The sequence below is a fragment of the Salinimonas lutimaris genome, from assembly GCF_005222225.1.
In the GTDB taxonomy this organism is placed as follows: domain Bacteria; phylum Pseudomonadota; class Gammaproteobacteria; order Enterobacterales; family Alteromonadaceae; genus Alteromonas; species Alteromonas lutimaris.
This window is the reverse complement of record NZ_CP036536.1, coordinates 2207444-2233489: the sequence shown is the minus strand read 5'-3', so window position 1 is coordinate 2233489 and position 26046 is coordinate 2207444. Positions and strand designations below refer to the sequence as shown.

At 50.7% G+C, this 26046-nt stretch carries 15 protein-coding genes; 11 read left to right on the top strand and 4 right to left on the bottom strand.

Translation table 11 applies throughout. From position 1 onward, the window contains the following. Nucleotides 1-116: 116 nt before the first annotated feature. Nucleotides 117-2954, top strand: a complete 2838-nt coding sequence (locus EZV72_RS09650) for a TonB-dependent receptor (protein WP_137167049.1) — start codon at nucleotides 117-119, stop codon at nucleotides 2952-2954. Between the two features lie 419 nt (nucleotides 2955-3373). Next, nucleotides 3374-6343, top strand: coding sequence for a TonB-dependent receptor (locus EZV72_RS09645; RefSeq protein WP_137167048.1), 2970 nt, complete (start codon nucleotides 3374-3376; stop codon nucleotides 6341-6343). 80 nt (nucleotides 6344-6423) lie between these two features. Here the strand turns inward: EZV72_RS09645 and EZV72_RS09640 are convergent, their stop codons facing one another. From EZV72_RS09640 to hutI, 3 genes are all read right to left on the bottom strand, one after another. Further along, nucleotides 6424-9249 carry a glycoside hydrolase family 16 protein gene (locus EZV72_RS09640; protein ID WP_137167047.1) on the bottom strand — a complete coding sequence of 942 codons (2826 nt, stop codon included), beginning with the start codon at nucleotides 9247-9249 and terminating at the stop codon, nucleotides 6424-6426. Nucleotides 9250-9508: 259 nt separating this feature from the next. Then, nucleotides 9509-10450: a formimidoylglutamase gene (gene hutG, locus EZV72_RS09635; protein WP_175405086.1), complete on the bottom strand. Its 942-nt coding sequence runs from the start codon at nucleotides 10448-10450 to the stop codon at nucleotides 9509-9511. Next, entirely contained in the window at nucleotides 10440-11648 is a 1209-nt protein-coding gene (gene hutI, locus EZV72_RS09630; RefSeq protein ID WP_137167045.1) for an imidazolonepropionase, read from the bottom strand. Before hutI ends, hutG begins: the two co-directional genes overlap by 11 nt. Nucleotides 11649-11761: 113 nt before the next feature. Between hutI and hutC the strand changes: the two genes are divergently transcribed. The 6 genes from hutC (at nucleotide 11762) to EZV72_RS09600 (ending at nucleotide 19873) form a co-directional block, all read left to right on the top strand. Continuing rightward, nucleotides 11762-12490: a histidine utilization repressor gene (hutC, locus tag EZV72_RS09625; RefSeq protein WP_137167044.1), complete on the top strand. Its 729-nt coding sequence runs from the start codon at nucleotides 11762-11764 to the stop codon at nucleotides 12488-12490. Then, a complete protein-coding gene (hutU, locus tag EZV72_RS09620) occupies nucleotides 12487-14160 on the top strand; it encodes a urocanate hydratase (protein WP_137167043.1) in 1674 nt (557 codons plus the stop codon). The genes hutC and hutU overlap by 4 nt, the downstream gene beginning before the upstream one ends. After that, nucleotides 14157-15701 (top strand): histidine ammonia-lyase, encoded by a 1545-nt coding sequence (hutH, locus tag EZV72_RS09615; protein ID WP_137167042.1) that lies wholly within the window; start codon nucleotides 14157-14159, stop codon nucleotides 15699-15701. Before hutU ends, hutH begins: the two co-directional genes overlap by 4 nt. A gap of 89 nt (nucleotides 15702-15790) precedes the next feature. Further along, the gene (locus EZV72_RS09610) at nucleotides 15791-16312 is read left to right on the top strand and encodes an RNA methyltransferase (RefSeq protein WP_137167041.1); all 522 of its coding nucleotides are present in this window, start codon (nucleotides 15791-15793) and stop codon (nucleotides 16310-16312) included. A 774-nt stretch (nucleotides 16313-17086) separates the two neighbouring features. Further along, on the top strand, nucleotides 17087-17893 hold the full coding sequence (locus EZV72_RS09605; protein ID WP_175405085.1) for a PEP-CTERM/exosortase system-associated acyltransferase: 807 nt from the start codon (nucleotides 17087-17089) through the stop codon (nucleotides 17891-17893). Between the two features lie 198 nt (nucleotides 17894-18091). Beyond that, nucleotides 18092-19873: an alpha-amylase family protein gene (locus tag EZV72_RS09600; RefSeq protein WP_137168714.1), complete on the top strand. Its 1782-nt coding sequence runs from the start codon at nucleotides 18092-18094 to the stop codon at nucleotides 19871-19873. A 36-nt stretch (nucleotides 19874-19909) separates the two neighbouring features. On the opposite strand, the gene EZV72_RS09595 is transcribed toward EZV72_RS09600, so the two are convergent. Then, complete coding sequence (locus tag EZV72_RS09595) at nucleotides 19910-20515, bottom strand: hypothetical protein (protein ID WP_137167039.1); 606 nt, start codon at nucleotides 20513-20515, stop codon at nucleotides 19910-19912. A gap of 416 nt (nucleotides 20516-20931) precedes the next feature. Here EZV72_RS09595 and EZV72_RS09590 point away from each other — a divergent pair, with 416 nt between their 5' ends. The 3 genes from EZV72_RS09590 to EZV72_RS09580 are packed head-to-tail and all read left to right on the top strand — an operon-like array spanning nucleotide 20932 to nucleotide 26042. Next, nucleotides 20932-22785 (top strand): glycoside hydrolase family 13 protein, encoded by a 1854-nt coding sequence (locus EZV72_RS09590; RefSeq protein WP_137167038.1) that lies wholly within the window; start codon nucleotides 20932-20934, stop codon nucleotides 22783-22785. Nucleotides 22786-22820: 35 nt separating this feature from the next. Continuing rightward, the gene (locus EZV72_RS09585) at nucleotides 22821-24281 is read left to right on the top strand and encodes an MFS transporter (protein WP_137167037.1); all 1461 of its coding nucleotides are present in this window, start codon (nucleotides 22821-22823) and stop codon (nucleotides 24279-24281) included. 9 nt (nucleotides 24282-24290) lie between these two features. After that, a complete protein-coding gene (locus EZV72_RS09580; protein WP_137167036.1) occupies nucleotides 24291-26042 on the top strand; it encodes an alpha-amylase family glycosyl hydrolase in 1752 nt (583 codons plus the stop codon). Nucleotides 26043-26046: the final 4 nt, after the last annotated feature.

Sequence of the window (26046 nt, the reverse complement as noted above, 5' to 3'; positions counted from 1 at the left end):
GCATAAGATTGAGCAGACGTGTGCATAAAGATAGGATTTACCCAGTTTTTACATCTGGCCTGCCACAGCAACAACAACAGCGGCAGGGGGACAAAGATAGTAATGGGACAAAACACATGAAGCACTTTAAACCTAATCTGATCAGTACCGCGTTAATTGCAAGTGGTCTGGCAACATTCAGTACCGCTACACTGGCGCAGGACGCCGCTGCGCAAAACGCCGACAACAACGTAGAAGTTATCGAAGTTTCTGGTATTCGTGGCAGTCTGCAACGTGCCCAGGCCTTGAAAATGGACAGCAGTTCTATTGTTGAAGCCCTGTCTGCCGAGGACATTGGTAAGCTGCCTGATACCAGTATTGCAGAGTCACTTTCTCGTCTGCCTGGTCTGGCCGGTGAGCGTCGTAACGGCCGTACCAGCGGAATCTCAGTTCGTGGTTTCAATGAAAACTACGTCGGTACCTCGCTTAACGGACGCGAACTGCTGGGTATGGGTGATAACCGTGGGGTAGAGTTTGACCTGTACCCAACAGAAATTATCTCTAATATCCTGGTTTACAAAACACCCGAAGCCGGAATGACCACCCAGAATATCGGTGGCTCAGTTGACCTGCAAACGGTTAAGCCTTTGTATGCTGAAAAAACGTTTACCATTAACGGCACTTACGAGCAAAACGGTGAAGAAGCTGCTAACCCGGATCTTGATGATAATGGCCATCGTTTGTCAGTGAACTACATTGATCAGTTTGCCGATGAGAAAGTGGGTATTGCCCTGACTTTTGCTACCATGGAATCGCCGCGTCAGGAACAACAGTTTCGTGGCTGGGGATATCCTGAAGCCGAAGCCGGTAAAGGTGTAGGCGGGGTCGATGTTCCTGCCGGTACCTCCATTCTGGGTGGCCATGACAGCTTTGCCCGTTCAGCGATGATGGAACGGGATTCGGTGGCGGCCATTATCCAGTGGGCCCCGACTGACAGACTGAACATGCAGTTTGATGCCCTGTACATCGACTTTGTAGAAGAAGATGCCCGTCGTGGTGTGGAAGAAGGCGGCCCGATCTGGGGTGGTGTGGTGGACTACGGTATAACGGAAGTTGAAAACGGTCTGGCGACACGCGCTTATCAGGATGGTTTTTACAGTGTTATCCGCAATGACGTACGTGAGCAGGAAGCGGATCTGAAAACATTCGGCCTGAATGTTGAGTATCTGTTAAACGATGACTGGACAGTCACAGCCGATGTATCTACCGGTAAAGTCAACAAAACTATTACTGAAGTAGAAAGCTACTCAGGTACTGGCCGTGCCGGTACAGAGGGGCGTCCAATTACTGCCCGTGCATGGGAAATGACATCTACCGGCGTCATGTTCTCTGATCATCCTTCTATTGCACCGATTGATCTGACTGATCAGTCGCTGATTCGTCTGGCCGGACCGCAAAGCTGGGGGCCGACACTGATTGAAGAAAATGGCGACCAGATTTATTTTTCTGACCAGCAGGATGGCTTTGTTAACCGCCCTGATTTTGAAGAAGAGCTGACAACGTTCCGACTGAGCACCAAAGGTTTCGTAGACTGGGGATTTGTTAATGGCATCGAGGTGGGTGCGATTTACTCAGACCGTACCAAGTCTAAAATCAATGAAGGCGCTTATCTGACATCGCCTGAATATCCTGACGATGCTCAGATCCCTGACGTGCTGGGTGTAGTACCACTTGATTTTATCGGGATCAACGGCATTTTAGCGTATGACGCACTGGGCCTTTATAACAGCGGTTACTACAGCGAACTGGATGCCAAACTGGTCCAGGCAGATCGTCTTGGTGATACCTATGAAGTCAACGAAGAACTGACCACCTTGTATACCAAGCTGGATATTGAAACTGAGTTCAACGACATCTTTATCCGCGGTAACCTGGGTCTGCAAATTGTTCACGCTGACCAAAGCTCAACCGGTTTTTCTACGGTGACTAATAGCCAGGGCTTTGTGGATGCCACCCCGGTCAGTGGCGGTACTGATTATACGGATGTTCTGCCAACACTGAACCTGAGTGCAGAAGTTGCCGAAGGGCAGTTTGTACGTCTTGGTCTAAGCAAGGTACTGACCCGTCCACGCATGGATGACATGCGTCCGAACAGTCAGGTGACATTCTCGTTTAACGACGCGCAGGTGCTGGCAACTGATCCGGACAACACACCATGGGGTGCAAGTTCTGGTAACCCTGAGCTAAAACCGTATGAAGCAAACCAGATTGATCTGGCGTATGAGAACTACTTTGCTGATACCGGTTACGTGGCCTTGTCTTTCTTCTTTAAAGACCTGAAAAACTGGCACCGCAGTAATGCCGTTGCCGCTGATTTCAACGAGTTTTATGTGCCTGAAATTCACAAGAGCTCAGATGAAACCGGTAATCTTCCGCCTAACCTGTTTGTGGGTGAGCGCTCAGCTCCGCAGGATGGTTATGAAGGCTTTGTACGCGGCTGGGAAGTACAGACCAGTTTACCGGCTGAGCTGATTCATGACTCGCTGCAAGGGTTTGGTTTATTTGCCAGTGCCACCTTTATTGATGGCAACGCTGATCCGGCACCAGGCACCACAGAAACCCGTATTCCGGGTCTGTCAGAAGAAAACTACAGCCTGACTGTGTATTATGAAAATGCCGGTTTTGAAGTTCGGGTTGCGGGCACGAAGCGTTCTGATTATCTGAGTGAGACCCGTGGTGTGAGCCTTGCGTTGTCAGAAGCGACTAACCAGGGTGGTACCTTTGTCGATGCACAGATTGGTTACGACTTTAGTGAGTCTGGTATCGATTACCTGGATGGTCTGCGGGTGACGCTGCAGGGCCAGAACCTGACTGATGAAGATGATCTGCAATCAGCCGGTACAGATAGCCGTCAGGTGACCCTGTATCAAGCCTATGGCAGAAATTACCTGGTATCGTTTAATTATTCCTTTTAATTAAGTCGCGATACAACTATGCAAAAGCCGCAGCGTGTCACCTGCGGCTTTTTTATTTTCGCCCGGTATTCATTTATGGTTTTAACTATAATTAAACATAGGATCTTTTTAATTTACGTTAACGAAAATCTAGTTATCTGGCTTTTATCTTTATTATTGCAACGTTCGTCGTACATGCGAATGTGTTAATAAATTAACTAATCTTCAATGGTTTAGCTATAAAATTAAACAAAATTCTCAGGTTCCTGCAATTTAACTTTCTTGACTGTATTCCTGCCTTAAATATTGTGTTTTTTATTGCAACATAATTCTACAAAAGTCTAGTATCCCTGCGCTTAATGTTGATTACATAAATTAACATTCAGTCAAAAAATAACGACAAATAAGTGACTATAAAATAGTCATCCAGGGAGCAACTAATGATTAGAAAAAGTCTGATTGCGCTGGCCATTGGCGCATCAATCGGCATCAGTGCGCCTGTGCTGGCAGCCGGCGGCAGCACATCCAGTATTTATGGGAATGTCGAGTCTGCCCAGGGCGGCGAACTCACCGTCACCGCGACAAACCCGGAGACCGGATTTTCACGCACCGTTTCGGTCAATGCAGAAGGCAGCTATCGCTTTGCCAAAATGGATACCGGCACCTATAACATTCAAATTAAACGCGGTGATACCGTGGTTGCTGAAGACCAAATCCGGGTGTCTCTTGGCTCTAACCAGCAAGCCGACTTCAACATTGCGGCTATGAATGCCGAGCGTATCGAAGTGACTGGCGCGCGGGTATCGGCGATTGATTTATCCTCCACCGATTCTGGCCTGGTGCTGGGTGAAGCAGAAATTGATCGTATGCCTATTGCCCGAAATATCACCGCAGTTGCCCTACTGGCACCGGGTGTGGTGCAGGGTGATTCAGGGTTTGGCAACGTGGCTTCCTTTGGTGGTGCTTCGGTGGCTGAAAATGCCTGTTATATTAATGGCCTTGAAGTTACGGATACTCGTCAGGGACTTGGCTGTGGTGCTGTACCTTTTGAAATGTATAAAGAGTTTCAGGTTAAGACGGGTGGTTATTCTGCTGAGTTTGGGCGTGCCACAGGGGGTCTGATTAATGCGGTGACCAAAAGCGGGACCAATGAGTGGCAGTTTGATTTCACTGCTAACTGGAGCCCGAACGGCTTACAGGAAGAAGGCAATGTCTCTTATGGTTCAAATCGCTCCGTTTTTCGGGATGCCCGTCTGGACACGGATAACGAGTGGGACTATACCGTATCAGCGGCAGGCCCGATTATCGAAGACAAGCTGTTTATCTATGCACTGGTAAACCCACGGGACAATTCTTATCAGTTCTCCAACAATTCCGGTAGTGATCAATATACTGCAACCAATGAAATGCGCTTTCGTAACTCTGACGGAACAGACAACCTGTTCTGGGGAGCAAAAGTAGACTGGGATATTATCGAAGGTCACCGTCTTAGCTATTTTGCCTATTCTGATCAGAACGACGCGGTAGAAGATGTTTATGCCTATGATCCTGACACTATGGAGATCGGCGATTACACAGGCTCATTTTTGCGTAAGCGTGGTGGTGAAGCGCAAAGCGTAACCTATACCGGTTATATTACAGACGACCTGTCGGTATCGGCGATGTGGGGCGAAATTGAAACCCAGTATGAAACCACGCCGACAAATCTTGATTGTCCGACAATCAGTGACGAACGTGATAATCCGGCGGTAGAAGCAGGGCAGTGTGGTCCGGGCGGGTCTTTTGGTGATAACTTTGATGAAAATACCCAGTACCGGTTTGATATTGAATATTACTGGGGCGATCACCTGATCAAAGCCGGTATTGATAAACAAGACCGGGAAACGACCCGAGTGACCTCTCCGGTTGGCGGCCATTCCTATCGCTACTTTACTTTGGACAATGGCTCCAGCATTCAGGGTAATAATGGCAAGCTGTACACCAATGAGACCGGCGCCGCACAGGAGTTGGTATCTGACCGTATTTTTGATGGCGGTGGTTCTTTTGAGTCTAATCTGACGGCTTACTATATTGAAGATAAGTGGCAGGTTACGCCTGACCTGATGCTGTCAATTGGCCTGCGCAAAGACAAATTCGAGGGCTCAGGTACAACAGGGAAGCAGCTGTTTGATTTTGACACAGACATTGCACCACGTCTTGGTTTTACGTGGGATGTTAATGGCGACGGCGAATCAAAACTGTATGGTAATTACGGCCGTTACTATCTGCCTATTGCCAACAATACGATTTATCGTGCTGCCTCAGGTGTGAGCGATACCACCACCTATTACAACTTTAACGGAATTGATAGCGTGACCGGCGCACCAACAGGGATTAATCCGATAAACGGTAGCGCGGCTAACTCACAGACCACCAGTTCGGTATCTCAGATCCCTCAGACGGAAACATTTCAGGCGCAGGAAGCTGATCCGTTTTCTCGTGATGAATACATCCTGGGGTATCAGTTTGCGGTCAACGACAAGCTGACAGCAGAGGTGACCGGTACGTATCGTGAAGTGACCTCCGCGCTGGATGATTACTGTGGTGTTTATGCCTATCCTTATTGCGTTATGGTTAACCCTGGCGAGGACATGAGCTGGTACAAAGACGGTTACTACTGGAATGGTTCTGAGCTGGATGAGTCCAGACTGGATCAGTTTGACGGTACGCCGGATGAAGGCTCTCTAACGACCCACTCGGCAGAAACGCTGGGTCTGCCGGAAGGTAAAAACGAGTATACGTCAGTACAGTTAAAGCTGAACTATGTTGAAGATATCTATCGTCTGAACTTCCAGTATACCTGGGCGCGCAGCGTGGGTAACTTTGAAGGGGCGGTTAAGTCGGATATCGATCAGGCCGATGCCGGTGTTACTCAGGACTTTGACTTCCCGGCTCTGATGGATGGCGCTGATGGCTATCAGCCTAATGACCGTCGTCATACCTTTAAATTCTACGGCTCATATGATGTGACTGAGGACTTCATAGTTGGCTTCAACTCATCACTGCAAAGCGGTCGTCCGAAAACCGCGTTTGGCCGGGGCTACCCCAGTGATGATCCAAATCTGTACGGCAGCTATGGTGATACCTACTACATTCTGGAAGATGGCGAGTATCGTTACAGCCCGCGTGGCGATGCCGGACGTACCCCATGGACGTTTAATCTGGATGTGTCAGCTGCCTATATGTTTACCTACGAAGAAGTGGAAATGCGTGCCACTATCAACGTATTTAACGTCTTTAACAGCCAGGATGTGACGTCGCCGAACGAGCATTATGAAATCGAGGAAGGCACGTACAACCAGTATTACGATGCTGCCTATTCGTGGCAGGCGCCACGCTCAGTACGACTGTCCTTCGAAGCCCGCTACTAAGGCTTTTCACTTACGAATCTTGGACGCACCCGGCCTCCCTGGCCGGGCTTTACAGGCAGAGCCCTATGCTCTGCCTTTTTTCATTCCATTATCATATTGTCCAGCTCCAGTACCGCGCCGGTTGCCTTGCCCCACTCAGGAAATATCAGAAACAGATTGATTTTGCTAAGGTTTAAGCCCTGTGCTTCCAGTTCATTGCGCGGAATCACAATCGTCTGCCACTGACCATCGGTAAGCGGAGCGCCAGCGTAATCAGCCAGGTTCACCTCAGCAAATGTACTGTCAGAACTTTCTACCTTCAGTAGTATGCTGGCACTGGCATCGTCGGGCGGGGTTATCATGCGAAAATCAAAGTGTATTTCACTGATATCCCCGGCACTGATGTCATGTGGGCGCGTAGCGAGCATGCCGGCCACCGTAGGCGAAGGGCCAAAGTAGTCCAGCAAAACCGTACGATTTTCCTGAGAGTCGTTGACGGTAACCTGCGCATTAGCGCAGCAGTCCCACAACGTCCAGTAGGGAGCCAGAGTATCCTCAAACAGGGCAAAGGGTGAAGAGATTTCAACCGGACCGCTCGGTGGTGAGGTGGGATTACCGGCTCTGGTCACCTCGATGTTATCGACCTGCATAACCACCCCTTGCTGGTTGCCCCAGGCAGGAAATATCACCAGAGGAGTATCGACCCGGGATAAATCCAGCGTAGAGCCTGGCTGAATAACCAAATCGTTCAGGCTGATTTTATAATGGGTCCATATTCCTGCCTGTGGCGCGTCAATGGCAAAATCACCACTGCCACAGGGGTGACCACAATCCATTTTAATATAAAAGTCCTGAATGCTCCGGGGATCTTCGATGACTTTCAGGTCAAACTCAATGTATTCAAACTGGCTTAAATCGAACTGGGTTGGTGCGCCAGTGCTATCTGCTGCTGCCTGAAAATACACCACGGATTCATGGGTATTAAAAGCAAACTGACTGACAATATCATAGGCACTGTCTTCACTGACCGGTGTGGTGATATCCACATTGCCGCTGGCTACGTAGCTACCGGTTGCAAACGGTGCTACTGGGCCATCATCAAAGACACTGATCCTGCTTTTTTCTGACACGTCAAACAGGTAGCGGATATTATCAATAACGAAGGTCATGGGGCCGGCGGGCTCCAGAACCAACGGGTTAATCACACTACTAAGGTCTGCCGTGTTGCCGGGCGCATACCGGTTGCCGTTTGCCAGCAGCGTTTTAATATCCACGCTGACAGTCTGCCACTGCGTAGTGACAGGCGCTTCGATGGATATATCGGCAACAGCCGGCCAGCCACTGTCTGTTTTTATCAGAATGTCGCTGGCTTGCGGATTATCGGTGACTTTGATGTCAAAGGTGAGTACACCAACCTCACCAAAATCCGTTATGTCCACCGGCTCTGGTGCGGTGATAAACAGGTTGCCGGTGCTACCGGTCTGGGTGATTTGTACAGCGGTACTGCCATGGCTTTCGGTCAGCGAATACGATACAGACCCGTCTGGATTATAACTGTCGAAGGTAAAGCCTGTGGGCAGCGCATCGGTAAACAAATGCCATTGTGGCCCGGTAATTCTGGATGCCGGTGCAATGTCTGGTGGTGGATTCCCCGGAATCTGCTGAGCGTTATCGCCCCGGGTTGCGCAGCCCTGACCGTTAACCGGGTTTATACTGCACTCATAAACACGCACATAGTCTATTGCCATCTGTTGAGGAAAAACGCTCTCATCAATACCGCCTTCATTCACATTGGCGGCCCATGATCCCCCCACGGCCAGATTCAGCAACAAATGAAAGCGTTCGTTAAAAGGCGCGGGGGAAGGTGCGGTAGCCCATTGTCCCGACGTATCCTGATACTGACTATACCAGCCATCAGCGGTTTGCGTGGCATAATGTACATCATCAACATACCAGCGTATTTCACCTTCTTCCCATTCAACAGCATATTCATGAAATCCGTCCGCCGGATTAATATTTCCCGGCAGCCGATAGGCCGCGCCGGAGTAAACGTTGCCAGGCCACTGACGGCCGTAATGCAGAGTACCGTGAATACGATTTTCCTGAGTATCGGGGGTGGCAGGATCATCTGAACTGGCTTTCAGATTAACCGCTTCCATGATATCAATCTCACCGGAGGCAGCCCAGCTGCCGTAGCGATAGTCTGAAGGCAGCATCCAGATGGCCGGCCAGGTACCCTGACCAAATGGAAGTCTTGCATTAATTTCAAACCTGCCGTATGTCCAGTCGCCTTTATTCAGGCTGCGCAGGCGGGCAGAGGTGTAGGGCAGGGTGCGCTGACTTTGACTATTACCGTCAGGGTTGTCTGCGCCGGTGAAGTCTTCACGCAGGGCTCTGATAATAAGCTTGCCATCCTCGATAAATGCATTTTGTTCACGGGCGGTATAGCACTGCTGCTCGTTGTTGCCGCCCCCCCAGCAATTCTCTTCAAAACTCCATCTTTGAGTATCGATGTCTGGTGCAGAAAACTCGTCCTGCCAGACCAGGGTCCAGTCATCAGGCCGGGTTTGTTGTCTTACCTGGGTAGTAAAGTGAAAATTGCCTCGCGACTGGGCAAGTCTGACCGGCACATCAAGACGTTCTCCCGGTTCCAGCCGACCCGCTGCTATGTCGATATACTGTCCTAGTTCATCGCGCTGCCCATTGACCAGCTCACGTACATTATCCGTCACATACAAACGCAAAGGGCCTTCTATCAGGCTGTCGCTGGTATTGTGTAGTTTTACATAAATCGTAAACACTTTTTCAGCCCGGTCCAGTACAGGCCGGCTATGACTTGTTGTAAGCCCTGACGAAACGGGGTCCCAGTCGGCCAGTGCAGGTGTTACAGAGCAACAGACAGCAAGTAGACTTAACCATGTTTTCATTGTGAATCCTTTATTGTATTGCTACGCAGGCATATTGGTTACCTGCCAGTAATTAGCTGAATAAATCCGGTCAAATAAAGGGTTTATTTGTTCAGTCAGACTAGCCGGTAAGTAAACCCCAACCACACTGTGCCGGTTTTGAAAGCGCTTACATTTAAAGTTTGCGAAAATGAGAGCGCTTACAATTTATGTCGTGGGCATGATATTGTCAATAAATTGTTAATGTTTTGTGTGTTTGGTAAGACACATTTGGTGTGTGTTACCCAGCTGCCATGGCCCCAACCAATTCAAAGCCGATGCGGGCAGCCAGACGAGCGGTCTGGTTGTCTGTGTCATTGGGGGGCGATAACTCGGCCATATCCGACAACCGCCAGGCAATACCATGTTCATGACAAAAAGTACCCAGCCAACGAATAGTCTGGATAATATCTTTGGCTGCCACGCCCACTGCTGCCGGTGCGCTGACGCCAGGTGCCTCACTGCCGTTAAACACATCCATGCAAACAGTCACATACAATTCATCCAGTCCGGACAGCCAGGCGGTTAGCAGGCTGGATGCCGCTGCCGGTGTATAGCTGATATCTTCCAGCAGGGTAACATGGAGTGTACTGGCCCGCGCAAACAGGGCCGGTGTATTGGCGGCGCTGCTGACGCCAAGACAGGCATAATGAAACAGCCGGTTGTTGTGCTGACACCATTGGGCAATATCATAAAACGGTGTACCGGAGGTGGCGCCATTGTCCGGATTGCGTAAATCCAGATGGGCATCAAAATTAAGCAGGCCCACGCGTTTGGGCTGTTGCAGATAATCCTGTAGCCCTAAAAAACTGGCCCGCGCGATATCATGTCCGCCGCCCAGCCCCAGCATAACATTGCTGTGAGTCAGGCAGTGACTCAGCCGCTCGGCATATTGCTTTTGATTGGTATAGACACTGCCGGCGATGTGGCTATCACCATAATCGGTCAGGGAGCCTGAAACACACCAGGGCAGGTTAGCCATTGCCCGCCGAAGAGCCTGCGGGCCGTCGGCCGCGCCACCACGGCCATGATTAGCCAGTACACCGTCATCGGTTGGGTAGCCTAATAGTCCTACCGCCGATTTGCTATGTTGATCTGACCAGAATTGGACCACCTGATGCCAGCGGCGGGTGTCGCCATTATCAATATCGATGCGGCCCTGCCAATGATTTTTAACCGACACGTAAACCTCCTGCAAACCTTGCCTGTGGGCGATGCCCGTTGATGTTGTATACCAGTTCATGAGGATGGGCTACATCCCAGAGTGTTAAATCTGCATCCATACCGGGGGCCAGGTAGCCTTTATGCATGACATTAAGTGCCTGCGCACCATGACGGGTGATGCCCAGTAAAGCCTCATCCGGCGTCAGGCCAAATAGTACACAGGCCATATTGGCTGCTGTTAACAGCGAGCATAGCGGAGAAGTCCCGGGGTTAAGATCGGTCGATACCGCCATCGGCACAGCATGTTTTCGTAGTGCGGCAATAGGCGGCATGCGGGTTTCCCGCAGGTAGTAAAATGCACCGGGCAATAATACCGCTACGCTGCCAGCCTGTTTTATTAGCCCAATATCTGCCTCATCCAGGTATTCAATATGATCAACACTTAATGCCTGATAACGGGCCGCCAGTGCAGCGCCATGCTGGTTCGATAACTGCTCAACATGTCCTTTCACATCCAGACCGGCCTGACGGGCAGCGCGAAATACCCGCTCACACTGGTCTGGGGTAAATCCCACGGTTTCACAAAATACATCCACAGCATTAGCCAGTCGGTGCTCACTGACATACGGAATCACCTGATTACAGACAAAATCAATATACTCATCCGGCCGGCCAGTATATTCGTCGGGTAGGGCATGAGCGCCCAGATAGGTGGTTTTTACCGTCAAAGGCAACTGGCTTTGCAACGCGCGTGCAACCCTAAGCATCTGTATTTCGGTATCAAAATCCAGCCCGTAACCCGATTTGATTTCAAGCAGGGTCACGCCTTCTTCGGCCAGACGTGAAGCTCGTTGTAACGCCTGTTTTGAAAGCTCAGCAGCGGTGGACTGACGGGTATGGGTCACGGTGGATTTGATACCGCCACCCTCGGCGCTGATTTGTGCATAGCTGACGCCGTCCAGCCGGCGGGCGAAATCTGCTGCCCGGTTACCGCCATATACAAGGTGGGTATGGCAATCTGCCAGACCGGGCAGGCACCAGCCATTATGGCCATCCAGGGTTTCGACCACATCAGGGTGGATCGCGGCCCGGGGAGGACCGACCGACATGATTTTATCCTGCTGCAGCCATAATTCGGTGTTACGGATAATGCCGATACCCTGCTTATCAGGGGCGCAGGTGGCAAGATTAACATTGGTAATTCGGATAACCGCCATGACTTGATGACTTGTTATTAGATTGTTTATGAATGGTAAATTAATGTGCTTGTATATACAAGTTGATCTGTGTAGGTTACACAACCATTAAGATGAAAAAGTAGCCAGGCAGTATGTCAGTAATACCACAGTTTATTCGTATCAAAGCCAGCTTACTGGCCGCCATTGAGCAGGGCGACTATCTGCCGGGGGCGCAGGTACTGTCGGAAAATCAGTTGGCTGAAAAGCATGGGGTTAGTCGTATGACCGCCCGGCGCGCGCTGACCGAACTGGTGGATGAAGGTATTCTGGCACGCAGTCAGGGGGCAGGCACCTTTGTGTGTGATCAGCGTCCCATGAGCTCCATGCTGACCATCAGTGGGATCAGGGACGAGGTCCTGGCCCGCGGTCATGATTATCAGTGCCACGTACTGGCGCAAAAATCTGTACCGGCGGACAGTTACGCGGCTTCCTGTTTTGGTGTAGCGGAGTGCGAGCCGATGTTTCATAGCCTGATTCTGCACCTGGAAAACGAGGTCCCCATCCAGCTTGAATCCCGTCTGGTTAATCCGGTGATGGCGCCGGACTATCTTGAGCAGAATTTTACCGCCGTCACGGTAAATCAATACCTCAATACGATCGCCCCGCTGACCGAGGCTGACCACAGCGTGGAAGCGGTACTGGCTACCACTGAGGAAGCCGGATATCTGCAAATTGCCACCACGATTCCCTGTTTGCAGATTCACCGGCGAACCTACAGTCGCCGTGGTGTGGTCAGCCTGGCCCGGCTTATCCATCCGGGCAACCGCTATCGCCTGGGAGGTCACCTGCATTTCTCACCGTCTAATGAGGACGCTTTATGAACCGTTATGATCCACAACGTATTGTGCGTGCGCCCACTGGTACCAGCCTGACCGCAAAAAGCTGGCAGACCGAAGCTGCGTTGCGCATGCTGATGAACAATCTTGATCCCCAGGTAGCAGAGCATCCACAGGGGCTGGTGGTCTATGGTGGGATTGGCCGCGCTGCCCGTGACTGGCCGTCCTTTGACAAAATTGTTGAGGTGCTGACACGGCTTGAATCGAATGAGACCCTGCTGATTCAGTCCGGTAAACCGGTGGGAGTGTTTCCCACCCATCCGGATGCTCCCCGGGTACTGATTGCTAACTCTAATCTGGTGCCACACTGGGCGACCTGGGAACATTTTAATGAGCTGGATAAAAAAGGCCTGATGATGTACGGCCAGATGACCGCCGGCTCGTGGATTTATATCGGCTCACAGGGCATTGTGCAGGGCACCTATGAAACCTTTGTCAGTGTTGCTAAAGCGCACTTTAACGGCGAGCCGGCCGGGCGCTGGATTCTGACCGGAGGACTGGGCGGTATGGGCGGCGCGCAGCCGCTGGCGGCCACCATGGCCGGCTTTTCTATGCTGGCGGTGGAAGCGGATGAAAGCCGGATTGATTTTCGAATACGGACCGGTTATCTGGATGCTAAAGCTAACACCCTGGAAGAAGCGCTGGCTATCCTGGATAAAGCCAGACTAGCCGCAAAGCCGGTATCAGTGGGGCTACTGGGGAATACGGCTCAGGTATATCCGGAACTGGTTAAACGCAACATTACTGCTGATGTGGTGACCGACCAGACCAGTGCACATGACCCGCTCAACGGCTATCTGCCGGCTGACTGGACACTGGAGCAGGCCCGGCAAAGGCGCAAGCAGGATGAGGCGGCAGTCATCCGTGCCGCCAAAAATTCTATGGCCGTTCAGGTCAGGGCGATGCTGACGATGCAGGAGCGTGGCGCGGCCACCCTGGACTATGGTAATAATATTCGTCAGATGGCGCTGGAATGTGGTGTCCACAACGCGTTCGATTTTCCGGGGTTTGTGCCGGCCTACATCCGGCCGCTATTTTGCCAGGGCATTGGGCCATTTCGCTGGGCCGCGCTGTCCGGCGATCCGCAGGATATCTATAAAACTGACGCCAAAGTCAAAGCTCTGATCCCGGATGATAAACATCTGCATAACTGGCTGGATATGGCGCGTGAGCGTATTCAGTTTCAGGGGCTGCCCGCCCGGATTTGCTGGGTTGGTCTGGGTTGGCGACAAAAACTGGGGCTGGCATTTAACGAGATGGTACGGACCGGTGAGTTGTCTGCCCCGGTGGTCATTGGCCGCGATCATCTGGACTCTGGCTCGGTGGCCTCGCCCAACCGGGAAACAGAAGCCATGCAGGATGGATCTGATGCTGTATCAGACTGGCCACTGTTAAATGCGCTGTTGAATACCGCAGGCGGCGCAACCTGGGTCAGTCTACATCATGGTGGCGGGGTTGGCATGGGATTCAGTCAGCACAGTGGTGTGGTTATTGTGTGTGATGGCAGCGTTGAAGCCGATGCCAGAATAGCCCGGGTGCTGCACAATGACCCGGCCACTGGTGTTATGCGCCATGCTGATGCCGGTTATACGCTGGCCCGGGAATGCGCGGCACAGCATCACCTGGATTTGCCTATGCTGGAGAAAGACAAATGAGTCAGTCATTGTTTATGCTAAAACCCGGTCAGCTGAGTCTGGATGACTGCCGTACAGTGTTTCGTGAGCACCAGCCGGTTACGATTGATGACAATGCCTGGCCGGCGGTTGAGGCGGCGCATCGAACGGTGTGTCAGGTCATAGAACAGGGCCGCACGGTTTATGGCATTAATACCGGTTTTGGTCTGCTGGCTAACACCCGGATAGAAAAGCACGAGCTGGATTTATTACAGCGCAGCATTGTGTTGTCCCACGCGGCCGGTGTGGGACAATTTATGTCACCGGTAACAGTACGGCTGTTGATGTTATTGAAAATCAACTCACTGGCACGGGGCTATTCGGGCGTGCGCAGAACCGTGATAGAGTCTTTAATTACGCTGTATAATCATCAAATCTGGCCGGCCATACCGCAAAAAGGCTCAGTGGGAGCCTCTGGCGATCTGGCCCCGTTGGCCCATATGAGTGGTGTGCTGCTGGGCGAGGGTGAAGTCCTCATTGATGGCTGCCGGCATCCTGCTAAAGAGGGCCTCAAACAAGCGGGTCTTAATCCGATTTCGCTGGCGCCCAAAGAAGGTCTGGCACTGTTAAACGGTACGCAGGCCTCTACCGCCTTTGCCCTGCAAGGGCTGTTTAACACCGAGATCGCCTTCAACAGTGCGGTGGCAATCGGCGCATTATCCGTCGATGCGGCGCAGGGCTCGCGGGTGCCGTTTGATGCCAGAATTCATGCTGCCCGCGGACATCGCAGCCAGTGTGATACCGCTGCTATGTATCGAAGCCTGCTGGAAGATTCTGAAATAGGACAGTCACATCGCGGCTGTGAAAAAGTGCAGGACCCCTATTCACTGCGCTGCCAGCCGCAGGTAATGGGAGCTTGTTTGCAGCAAATGCGCCATGCCGCCGATATTCTGGTGGTGGAAGCCAACGGGGTATCAGACAATCCTCTGGTTTTCAGTGATGTGGGGGATATTTTATCTGGCGGTAATTTTCATGCTGAAACCGTGGCAATGGCGGCAGATTGTCTGGCAATCGCGTTATCAGAAGTCGGTGCGCTGTCAGAGCGCCGTATGGCACTGCTGATCGACTCAGCATTAAGCGGCCTGCCTCCGTTTCTGGTTGAAAACGGCGGCGTTAACTCCGGGTTTATGATTGCCCAGGTGACCTCAGCGGCTCTGGCCAGTGAAAATAAAACCCTGGCTCATCCGGCTTCTATTGATTCTTTACCCACCTCGGCAAATCAGGAAGACCATGTGTCTATGGCGACGTTTGCCGGGCGTCGTCTGATGGATATTTTTGACAATGTGGCGGGTATCCTGGCCATTGAGTATCTAGCAGCCGGGCAGGGCATCGATTTTCGAGCGCCTCTGACCACCAGTGCCAGGCTGATGCGGGTACATGCGCTACTGCGCAGTGAAGTGGCGTTTTATGATAAGGACCGCTATTTTGCCCCTGATATTGAAAAGGCCAGCCTGATAATCAGTGAAGGGAAATTGCAGGCGCTGCTGCAAACCCTGCAGGTACCGTCTCCGCTGATGTCATAGGTCAGGCGAAAAACACAATAATGCTATGACAGCCAGCCGCTATTTTGGCATACTTCGCGCCTCTTTTGGTCAGGAGCCGCAGGCTGTCTATGCAACCCCCTTTTATTAATGGTGATAATGGTCTGGTCAGTGTTGGCCTGACAAACCCAAAATCTGCCACCAACGTGGCATCCATTCTTCGTGCCGCCGGCTGTTATGGCGTCAGCAGTGTTTTTTACACTGGCCAGCGCTATGGTTACGCCAAAAACTTTAATGCCGATACCCGCCAGATGCACAAAATCATTCCGACTATCGGGGTCGAGACGTTGCAAACCGCGCGACCGGCCGGCGCAACTGTTGTGGGGATTGAACTGGTTGAAGGCGCAATACCCTTGCCGGCTTATCAGCACCCTGATAACGCGTTTTATGTGTTTGGCCCTGAAGACGGCTCACTGGACCAGATAACCGTGGACTGGTGCGATGATGTGGTCTACGTCCCTACCAATGGCTGTATGAACCTGGCCGCTACCGTTAATGTGGTGCTGTATGATCGGATGGCAAAAAGCGATTATTCGCAAGGCACTGCACTGATTCGTGCCAGTCGGGACAATAACAACCGAATAAAAGTGTGATTCTGATGATGTTGCCATTTTGCTACATATCTGAAAATGGCTTTATTATCAATTTCTTACCTATTGTCTTTGGTGTTGAACGGACTTACAGTGCTATGCGTTAAAAAAAGGGTGAAGCATATTGGCAACACCCATTATTCAAAAACCGTTCAGTTTTTTATTTATTTCTCCGATTCACCAGAATCTGACCCAAATCAATAATTTCCCGTATATAACTTTAGCGCGAAATACTCTATATTTTGCCTGAATCACCATGCTCGAAATATTATTGATATTCTGCTTAAACGAAATAGCAATATAATTCCTGCCAATCTGTTTTGTTATTGTTTTTGAACAATAAATTGCGCACATAATGGTATTTTGCTAGTGACCGCTCACGCCTCAGCGTCGGCGCCATCTCAGGCGTATCAAGACGCTTTTAAAAGCTTATAGACGAAGGGTGAATAGCAACTGGCACAAATGTTGATGTAAGTTAATAAACAATAACGTTGCACTTCTTAGAGTTTCTCTCCCGGATAATGTCTGCGCTTTAAATTCAGCACAAACACAAAATAATCTGGTTTACTTAGCCTGACGCATCGGGCAGAGTAGCGGTCGGGCGCAAGCAAGTGGTAAATTGCGCGTGCGATCAGGGAGCAGATTCGAAGAGGTATTTATTATAATTACAATTCCATAACGGGAGCTAAAGTGAAACGTCGCTTGTTAAATGCTTTTAAAAGAGTACATCAAGTACCGGGAATCAAGCATATGATTCGCCCCCTGGTACGTCGTAAAATGAATAAGATCATTGATTCGGCAGCAGATCACTTCTTTGAACACTTCACGTTAGTCGTGGCCAACGATGAACAGGAACAACGGACCTGTTATAAAACCCGCCACCAGGTTTACTGTGAAGAAATGAAGTTTGAAGATCCGCGTCCCAATGGTATGGAATTCGATGAGTTTGATGAGTTTGCCTTGAGCTGCTACATCAAGCACAAAGCGACCGGTGATTGTGCCGGCACCATCCGCATTGTGATGCCACAGCATTCAGGTCAGTTACTGCCTATTGAACAAAACTGTGCTGGTGCTATTCGGTTAGACGAGCATAGTCCACAGCGTTATCCCCGTTACTCAGTGTGTGAAATTTCACGCCTGGCCATTCCAAAGCAGTTTCGTCGTCGTTCATCAGATAATGCGTTATCGCCGGTTACCGGTAAGTCATTAAATAACGGATTTAAAAAGAACAGCCCTGGACGTAATTTTCCATACCTGTCACTAGCCTTGTATTTTTTCGCTGCCAGCATTTGTGTGTTGCGTGACATCGAAAACGTATATGTGATGATGGAACCACGTCTGGCCCGTAGTTTGCGTATGCTGGGAATTAACTTTGAGCAGTTGGGCGGCACCATTGATTATCATGGTCAGCGCGCGGCATTTCAGATTTCACCGATGGAATTTATGCAGCAAGTCACTCCTTCGCTGCAACGCTTCCAGCGTAAGATTATGACCGAGCTGGAAGAAGTACCGAATTTTGGTGCTATTTTCCGCCATCAGCCCAATATCATGACGAAGATCAACAAAGAGCAGCGCGCAGCATAACGTTGAATACGTATGCAAGCAGTAGGTTAATGTTCCGTTAAAAGATATGCTTAATGCATAATTTTTAGCGGAATAATAACCATGTCTTTCAGACTTTCTGCGGTGAATCTTACTCTTTTTTGTAAAGCCAGCATGGCTGGTGTTTTTACCACCCTGTTGCTAGGCTGTCAGCCATCTGCTTCTCAATCTGCTGACATCATGCCAATCCAGTCTTTAGCATCATCCTCTGCAAATCCTATTACCATTCAGGGTAAACCCGTTGTGTATCAGGTATTCACCCGTCTGTTCGGCAATACCAACACCACCAATAAGCCCTGGGGCAGCATTGAGGAAAATGGGGTGGGTAAGTTTGCCGACTTTACCGACACCGCACTCAATGAAATTCATGCCATGGGTGTCACCCATATCTGGTATACCGGTGTGCCGCACCATGCATCTGCCACCGATTACACGCGCTTTGGTATTGATCTGGATGATCCGGATGTCATCAAGGGCCGGGCAGGATCGCCGTATGCGGTGCGCGACTACTACAATGTTGACCCGGATCTGGCTCGCGATCCAATGCAGCGGTTGGCAGAATTTGAAGCGCTGATCAGGCGGACACATGCTCATAATATGAAGGTGATTATTGATATTGTGCCTAATCATGTGGCCCGCCGGTATGCATCCTCAGGTTTGGCGGATAACGCAAAGTCACTGGGCGCTAATGATGACACCTCAAAGGCCTACGCTGTTAACAACGATTTTTATTATGTGCCGGGTGAGGCATTTAAAGTCCCTGTACAACCTGAAGACTTTCATCCAACCGGCGGGGCACCTCACCCTCTGGCAGACGGCCAGTTTGACGAACAGCCGGCCAAGTGGACTGGCAACGGAGCTCGCGCTGCCCAGCCAGATGCCAATGACTGGTACGAAACCGTTAAAATTAACTACGGTGTAAAACCCGATGGCAGCTATGATTTTCCTGAACTGCCGGCTGAATTAGCCGATGCCACCGCCGCTGAGGTCAGTGCTTTCTGGGCGCAGCAAACCTTGCCGGGCGCCTGGTACAAAATGCGTGATATTGCGCTATTCTGGCTGGATAAGGGCGTGGATGGGTTTCGCTTCGACATGGCCGAAATGGTGCCGGTTTCGTTCTGGTCATTTTTAAATGCAGAGATAAAGCAGGCTAACCCGGATGCGTTTTTACTTGCTGAAGTTTACCAGCCAGATCTGTACCGGGCTTATCTGAATCAGGGCAAGATGGATTTTCTGTATGACAAAGTGGGGCTGTACGACACTATCAAGCGTGTAATGCAGCAACAAAGTCCGGCATCGACCCTGGATGACGCCATCGCCGATGTGCAGGATATTGCACCCTCTATGCTTAACTTTCTGGAAAATCACGACGAGCAGCGAATCGCCAGCCCTGACTTTGCCGAAGATGCAATGGCCGGTCGCCCGGCAACTGTCGTATCGGCGCTGTACTCTGCATCGCCTTTCCTGTTGTATTTTGGTCAGGAAGTGGGCGAAGACGGCAGCGAGGATATGGGCTTTGGCGATCCTACACGTACTACGATTTTTGACTATGCCGGCGTGCCGGCGCATCAGCGCTGGATGAATGAAGGCGCCTTTGATGGCGGACAACTAAACGCACAGGAAGCCGCATTACGTCAGTTTTATGTAGAGGTCATGAATATTGCTTCGGGCCACCCGGCCATGCAGGCACCGTTTACTTCTTTACAAAGTTTGCAGTCAGAGTCGTATCCGGCAGCTGTGTATAGTTTCGCCCGGCTGCATGAACAACGCCCGTTAATCGGGGTCAGTAATTTTTCAGACAGTACGCAGGTGGTGAACCTGACATTACCCCGGTCACTGGCAGGCTTTACAGCGGTGACGTCACTTGTTAGCGGGCAGGTCAGTGAAGCTAAGCTGGCAGCAGGCACACTTAGCATGACTTTGCCACCGCGCACTGCGGGTGTGTTTGAATTGAAAAATTAAGCAATAAAAGCGGCCTGCCGGACAGGCCGCTTAAACTTAGTGATAGCTTGAATGCACAATGAGTGTATCGGTAGCTTCGTAAACGCTTTCCAGCGGCACCGTTTCAGTGAGAAAACCACTGGGTGAGCCACCCACATCATAAATTTTACTGAACGCCAGACCATTACTACCGACCCGTAGCACGATATTTTCCACCTGGCGGTCAAGACTGAGTACCTCTTCACTGCTCATATCAGACACCATGGTGCCGTACGGCAATGCAATATAACGGGCATCGGCCAGTTCATCACAAACCATGCTCACATTCAGGGTGTGACACCCGTTTGCCATCATCATAATTCTGGCTTTGCACATTTCCGTCAGGGGCAGGGCAATAAAATGGTGTCCGGCTACGCTGGGGACGCCCTTTACCTCAATAAGCAGCAGTGTGGTGTCAGCATTTTCCTCAACCGGACGCTGCTTAATCGCATCTGGCGTGAGTCCTTTACTCCCTAATGACTGCTCAACTTCCCGGGTTACCCGTTTGATAATATCCATTGACGCGTTACGAAAGTAGTTGGCCACTTGCAGGTAACTAACCGGTGTACGCGGATGAAATGTATTTAGCGTATTAGCTAAATGTAATATTGAAGGGTTTAACATGCTTTATCCTTTTTCCATACGGCTGACGACCGCAATAAGTCAGCTTTAACTCCAGTGGCACTTATGGCTACAACATAAATGGACACAGCAATTTTTCCATTACCCGGTAAGCCCGGGGGGCTTGAATCGGCAAGGACAGCACAACAAATACCGAAATATCATTTTAGACTAAAGTCTAGTGCTCTTGTAAATACTAATTTCACTTTTTTGCAAAAGATGTAAAGCCTGTGCGATCAGTGAATACAGCATTTTCGTTACGCGTAACCGGTAAATGCCTATTTCAACAACGAATAACCGTTGTCAGAACAGTTGAATACGTATGCATAGCCTTGGTTGTTCACAGGCATAAAGGGTAACATCCTGTTAACCTGCCCAGTCTGGGTGTAACGTAAACTTTACCTGAGAGAGCGCCGGACATGAAAAAGCTAACGACAGAATTGCTTCTGGCTGTATTAACGCTTCCGTTATGCAGCGCCGTGCTGGCATCAGAACATCTCAACGTTTACCCACCCAGCTGGTGGGCAGGTATGCATCACAATTCGGTTCAGCTGATGGTATACGGTGAAAACATAGGCACAACAACAGCATCCAGTCCGTCGCTGGATATCACCAGCTTTCACCGGCTCGATAGCGATAACTATTTGTTTATTAACATTAATACACAAAATACAGTAGCCGGAACCTACGATATCACTTTTTCGCGGGATGAGCAGCAGGTAGCAAACCTGCGCTATACCCTGAGCGCCAGGCAACCCGGTTCCGCCCGGCGCGCGGGCTTTAGTCAGGCAGACACCATTTATCTGATTACTCCAGACCGTTTTGCTAACGGCAACCACGACAATGATTCGGTTAACGGCTATATCGATTTGCCAGCACGGCAGGAGCCGGGTGGCCGTCATGGTGGAGATATAAAAGGAATTATTGATCATCTGGACTATATAGAACAGATGGGCTTTACCCAGATATGGACTATGCCCATGCGCGAAAATGCCATGGACGCTTACTCATATCACGGCTATGCCATGACCGACTTTTATACCATGGATCCGCGTTATGGCAGCAATGAGGACTACCGGACGCTGAGCCAGCAGGCCAGACAAAAGGGCATTGGCCTGATTATGGATGTGGTGCTCAATCATATCGGTAGCGAGCATATCTGGATGAAGGACGCACCTTCCAAAGACTGGATCCACAATGATTCTACCTTTACCCCAACTACGCACATGCGGGTGAGTCTGCATGATCCCCATGGAGTAGAGGCTGACCAGCGCGCGTTTTCAGATGGCTGGTTTGTCCCGACCATGCCGGATCTAAACCAGCAGAACCCGTATCTGGCGACCTATATGATTCAAAATGCGATTTGGTGGACAGAATATGCCGGATTATCCGGCATCCGGGTAGATACCTATTCTTATTCAGACAAAGCGTTTTTAAGCAACTGGACCCGCCGACTGACCCAGGAATATCCGAATCTGAATATTGTCGGCGAAGAGTGGTCGGTTAACCCGGTGATTACCGCGTACTGGCAGGCCGGAACACCGCGTAGCGACGGCTATCAGTCCTATCTGCCCAGTGTGATGGATTTTCCCTTTCAGCAAACCCTGGTTAATGCCCTGAAGCATAAGGAAAGCTGGGGAACCGGGCTGGTGGAAATGTACGAATTACTGGCCACCGACTTTATTTACGGCGACCCGTACAATCTGGTGATTTTTGCCGACAATCACGACATGAGCCGTATTTTTACCCAGCTGGATAATGATTATGCGCTGTGGGATATGGCCATGACGATGCTGCTAACCACCCGGGGTATTCCACAAATTTACTATGGCACAGAAGTGCTGATGACTAATCCGGGCACCGACGATCATGGCGTTATCCGCACAGATTTTCCTGGTGGCTGGGCAGGCGACAAGGCTAGTGGATTCAGCGGCCAGGGACTGAGCAAATTGCAACAGCAGGCCAGGGCCCGGTTAGCTTCTTTACTGGCACTGCGTCAGGCACACCCGGTGGTGGCAACGGGTCAGTATACACACTACGCCCCGCAGGACGGCGTGTATGTGTATTTTCGTCATCAGGCTGATGCTGATGAGGCCGCCATGGTGGTTGTTAATAAGAATAATGAGGCAACCCGGCTCCCACTGGCCCGGTTTAAACAAATGTTAGCTGGCTTTACATCGGCAACTCGCTGGAATACAAAAGAAAAAGTATCTTTATCTGAAGATGCATTTACACTTGATAAACAAAGTGCAACAGTCTGGCTGCTGCACTAAGCGGTTTTTATTAGAACGATAACAACGTGGTATCTATGCAAACACAACAACCCAGACTCTCGTTTTGGCAAATTTGGAATGTCAGTTTTGGCTTTTTAGGGGTGCAATTTGGTTTTGCATTACAAAACGCCAATGTGTCGCGCATTTTGTCTGACTTAGGCGCAGATTTGCATTCGCTGTCCTTATTCTGGCTGGTAGCGCCCATTATGGGCCTGATTGTACAGCCCATCGTCGGTTCGGCATCTGACCGGACCTGGAACCGTCTTGGCCGGCGCCGGCCCTTCATTCTGGCCGGCGCCATTGCTGCTGCTTTAGGTATGTTGTTAATGCCAAATGCGCCATTGTTCGTGGCGTTTCTGGCTCCTATGCTGTTTGGTGCCCTGATGCTTGCCCTGATGGATGCATCTTTTAATGTGTGTTTTCAGCCATTCAGATCTCTGGTCTCCGATATGGTACCTGATGAGCAGCGTAATATTGGTTATTCAGTCCAGTCGTTACTGATTAATATCGGCGCGGTGATCGGCTCCATTCTGCCGTTTGTGCTGACCAATGTGGTCGGTCTGGAAAATACCGCCCAGCTGGGCGAAGTGGCTCCATCCGTTACGTGGGCATTTTACATCGGGGCTACCGTACTGCTGGGCTCGGTAGTGTGGACCGTGATCCGGACTAAAGAATATGCGCCGCAGCAGTACAATCAGTACAAGGGTGTGGAAGCTGCTGAGCCTGAACAAAAACAGTCTTTAATGCAGCGGTTATCGGAATTTAAAACGCTTTGCGTGAAGATGCCCGAAACCATGAAACAGCTGGCGGTGGTGCAGTTTTTTTCCTGGTTTGCGCTATTTATTATGTGGGTCTACACCACCCCGGCGATCACGCAGCATATCTGGAATGTGGATAAAAAGTGGTTCGACAGTGGCTTTCTGGCCACCGTGCCGGTGATTCCTGAGAGTATCGTGATGGCGAAGGGCGCAGCCGGCGACTGGGTCGGAATCCTGTTTGCTGCATATTCTGTATTTGCCGCTATCTTCTCTGTATTTTTGGCCCGGCTGGCTGACCGGTTCGGCCGTAAACTGGTCTACGCTGGCTCACTGGCGCTGGGCGGCATCAGCTATATCAGCTTTCTGGCCTTTCAGGATCTGACCTCGGTGGATGTGAATCTGCTGATTACCCAGGTTACGGTGCCGCTGGGCGCAGTAAAACTACTGTTGCCTATGGCCGGCGTGGGGATTGCCTGGGCAGCCATCCTGGCCATGCCTTATGCCATGCTGGCAGGGGCGCTGCCGCCTCAAAAGACCGGTGTATATATGGGAATTTTTAATTTCACGGTCGCGATACCGCAAATTGTAGCCGGTTTGTTCTCCGGCTGGATTGTGTCTTCCCTGTTTGATAATGAAGCAAAATATATTCTGGTTGTGGCGGGTGTCTCTATGTTGTTAGGTGCCCTGTCAGTGTTCTTTGTAAAAGAGCATGACCTGACCAGCGCACAGAAAAATTAGGAACTGATTATGCTGACAAAACGTTTTTTCCTGAGCACCATCGCTGGTGCGCTTGCTCTGGCCGGATGCAGTGCATCGCAGTCAACAGCCGACCATGCTCAGTCGGCGGCAGCACAGCCTGTCACTGTTATTCAGGGGACTGATGAAGCCTTTACCAGCGAAGCCATTTATTTTGTGGTGACCGACCGTTTTGTTGAAGGCGACCCGTCGAATAACCATGAGGATCAGGGGGGCGACAATCCGACCTGGGAACTGCGCATGGACGGCCCGGATGGCAAGTTTGCCAATGTCGGTTACATGGGCGGCGATCTTCAGGGCGTACTGAATAATGCTGACTATATTCGCGACCTCGGGTTTTCTGCCGTGTGGCTGACACCGGTGCTGGATAATCCGGATGAGGCTTTCACCGGGGGAGAGCCCATCACCTTCGGCGGTCAGTTCAAAGACGGCGGGAAGACCGGTTATCACGGTTACTGGGCGACGAATTTTTATCAGCCGGATGAGCATCTGGTCAGCGCCAATCTCAGTTTCAAAGATTACACCAGTGGCATGAAACAGCACGGGCTGAAAACGGTCTTTGATATTGTGGCAAACCATGGGTCACCCAGTTACAGTATGCCTGAAGATCAACCAGGCTATGGCGAGCTGTACGATGCGGACGGCAAGCTGGTGGCCGACCATGCTAACCTGCATCCTACCGAGATTGATCAAAGCCAGCCGTTGCAGGCGTTTTTTCATCCGTATCCGGACTTATCAGAATTGTCTAATCTGGATGAGTCCAACCCTGATGTGCAGGAATACCTGATTAACGCGTACCTGTACTGGATAGAGCAGGGCGCAGATGCGTTTCGTATCGATACCATTCGCCATGTATCCCACGATTTCTGGCGTACCATGGCTGATCGGATTCGCGCCGAGCATCCTGATTTTTTCATGTTTGGCGAAAGCTTTGTGTATGATGCTAACTTTATCGCCCAGCATACCTTGCCTAAAAATGGCGGTGTGAGCGTGCTGGACTTTCCGATGCAAAAAGCCATGAACGAGGTGTTTGGCGATCTGAGCCAGAATACGGGTGAGGAAAATCAGGGCGAGGCGCCTAAAGCACCGGTCAGTACCGGTTATGCAAAGCTGGCTGAGGTACTGTATCTGACCCACGGGCCGTATGATAACCCCTATGAACTGACAACATTTTACGATAATCACGACATGGCACGCATGAATGCCAGCGATACGGGCTTTATTAATGCCAACAACTGGTTATTTACCGTACGTGGTATTCCGGTTATCTATCAGGGCTCTGAAATCGGGTTTATGCGCGGTACATCTGAGCATCAGGGCAATCGTAATTATCTTGGTCAGGAAGCCCTCAATAATGCCCCTAATCACCCTATTTATCAGGGCTTAAAAGCGATTGCGAATGTACGCGCCAACACGCCGGCATTACAGCGTGGTTTGCAGGTAAACCTGAACTTTGCCGACAATACCGCCAGCTTCTATCGAATCGTGCAAAATGATGAACACAGCCAGACCGCGCTGGTACTACTAAACAAAGCCTCAGATGCTGCTGATTTTTCTGTTGGCGACTATATGCAGCCAGGCCAGTGGACCGAACAGCTGAGCGGGCGCAGTGTACAACTGAGTGACGGTGAGGCGCTGAGCAGTACGGTGGAGGCCAATGGTGTGCAGGTGTGGGTGCATAATGGCCCGGTGACTAATCAGGCACTGTTACAGGCGATTGAGACCCAGATGGCCCGCCAGTAAACGG

Coding starts and splice junctions, on each gene's coding strand:
- EZV72_RS09590 (WP_137167038.1), top strand. CDS start 20,932: ATGAAAAAGCTAACGACAGAATTGCTTCTGGCTGTATTAACGCTTCCG.
- hutC (WP_137167044.1), top strand. CDS start 11,762: ATGTCAGTAATACCACAGTTTATTCGTATCAAAGCCAGCTTACTGGCC.
- EZV72_RS09595 (WP_137167039.1), bottom strand. CDS start 20,515: ATGTTAAACCCTTCAATATTACATTTAGCTAATACGCTAAATACATTT.
- EZV72_RS09650 (WP_137167049.1), top strand. CDS start 117: ATGAAGCACTTTAAACCTAATCTGATCAGTACCGCGTTAATTGCAAGT.
- EZV72_RS09600 (WP_137168714.1), top strand. CDS start 18,092: ATGCCAATCCAGTCTTTAGCATCATCCTCTGCAAATCCTATTACCATT.
- EZV72_RS09640 (WP_137167047.1), bottom strand. CDS start 9,249: ATGAAAACATGGTTAAGTCTACTTGCTGTCTGTTGCTCTGTAACACCT.
- hutI (WP_137167045.1), bottom strand. CDS start 11,648: ATGGCGGTTATCCGAATTACCAATGTTAATCTTGCCACCTGCGCCCCT.
- EZV72_RS09580 (WP_137167036.1), top strand. CDS start 24,291: ATGCTGACAAAACGTTTTTTCCTGAGCACCATCGCTGGTGCGCTTGCT.
- hutU (WP_137167043.1), top strand. CDS start 12,487: ATGAACCGTTATGATCCACAACGTATTGTGCGTGCGCCCACTGGTACC.
- EZV72_RS09610 (WP_137167041.1), top strand. CDS start 15,791: ATGCAACCCCCTTTTATTAATGGTGATAATGGTCTGGTCAGTGTTGGC.
- hutH (WP_137167042.1), top strand. CDS start 14,157: ATGAGTCAGTCATTGTTTATGCTAAAACCCGGTCAGCTGAGTCTGGAT.
- EZV72_RS09585 (WP_137167037.1), top strand. CDS start 22,821: ATGCAAACACAACAACCCAGACTCTCGTTTTGGCAAATTTGGAATGTC.
- EZV72_RS09645 (WP_137167048.1), top strand. CDS start 3,374: ATGATTAGAAAAAGTCTGATTGCGCTGGCCATTGGCGCATCAATCGGC.
- EZV72_RS09605 (WP_175405085.1), top strand. CDS start 17,087: ATGAATAAGATCATTGATTCGGCAGCAGATCACTTCTTTGAACACTTC.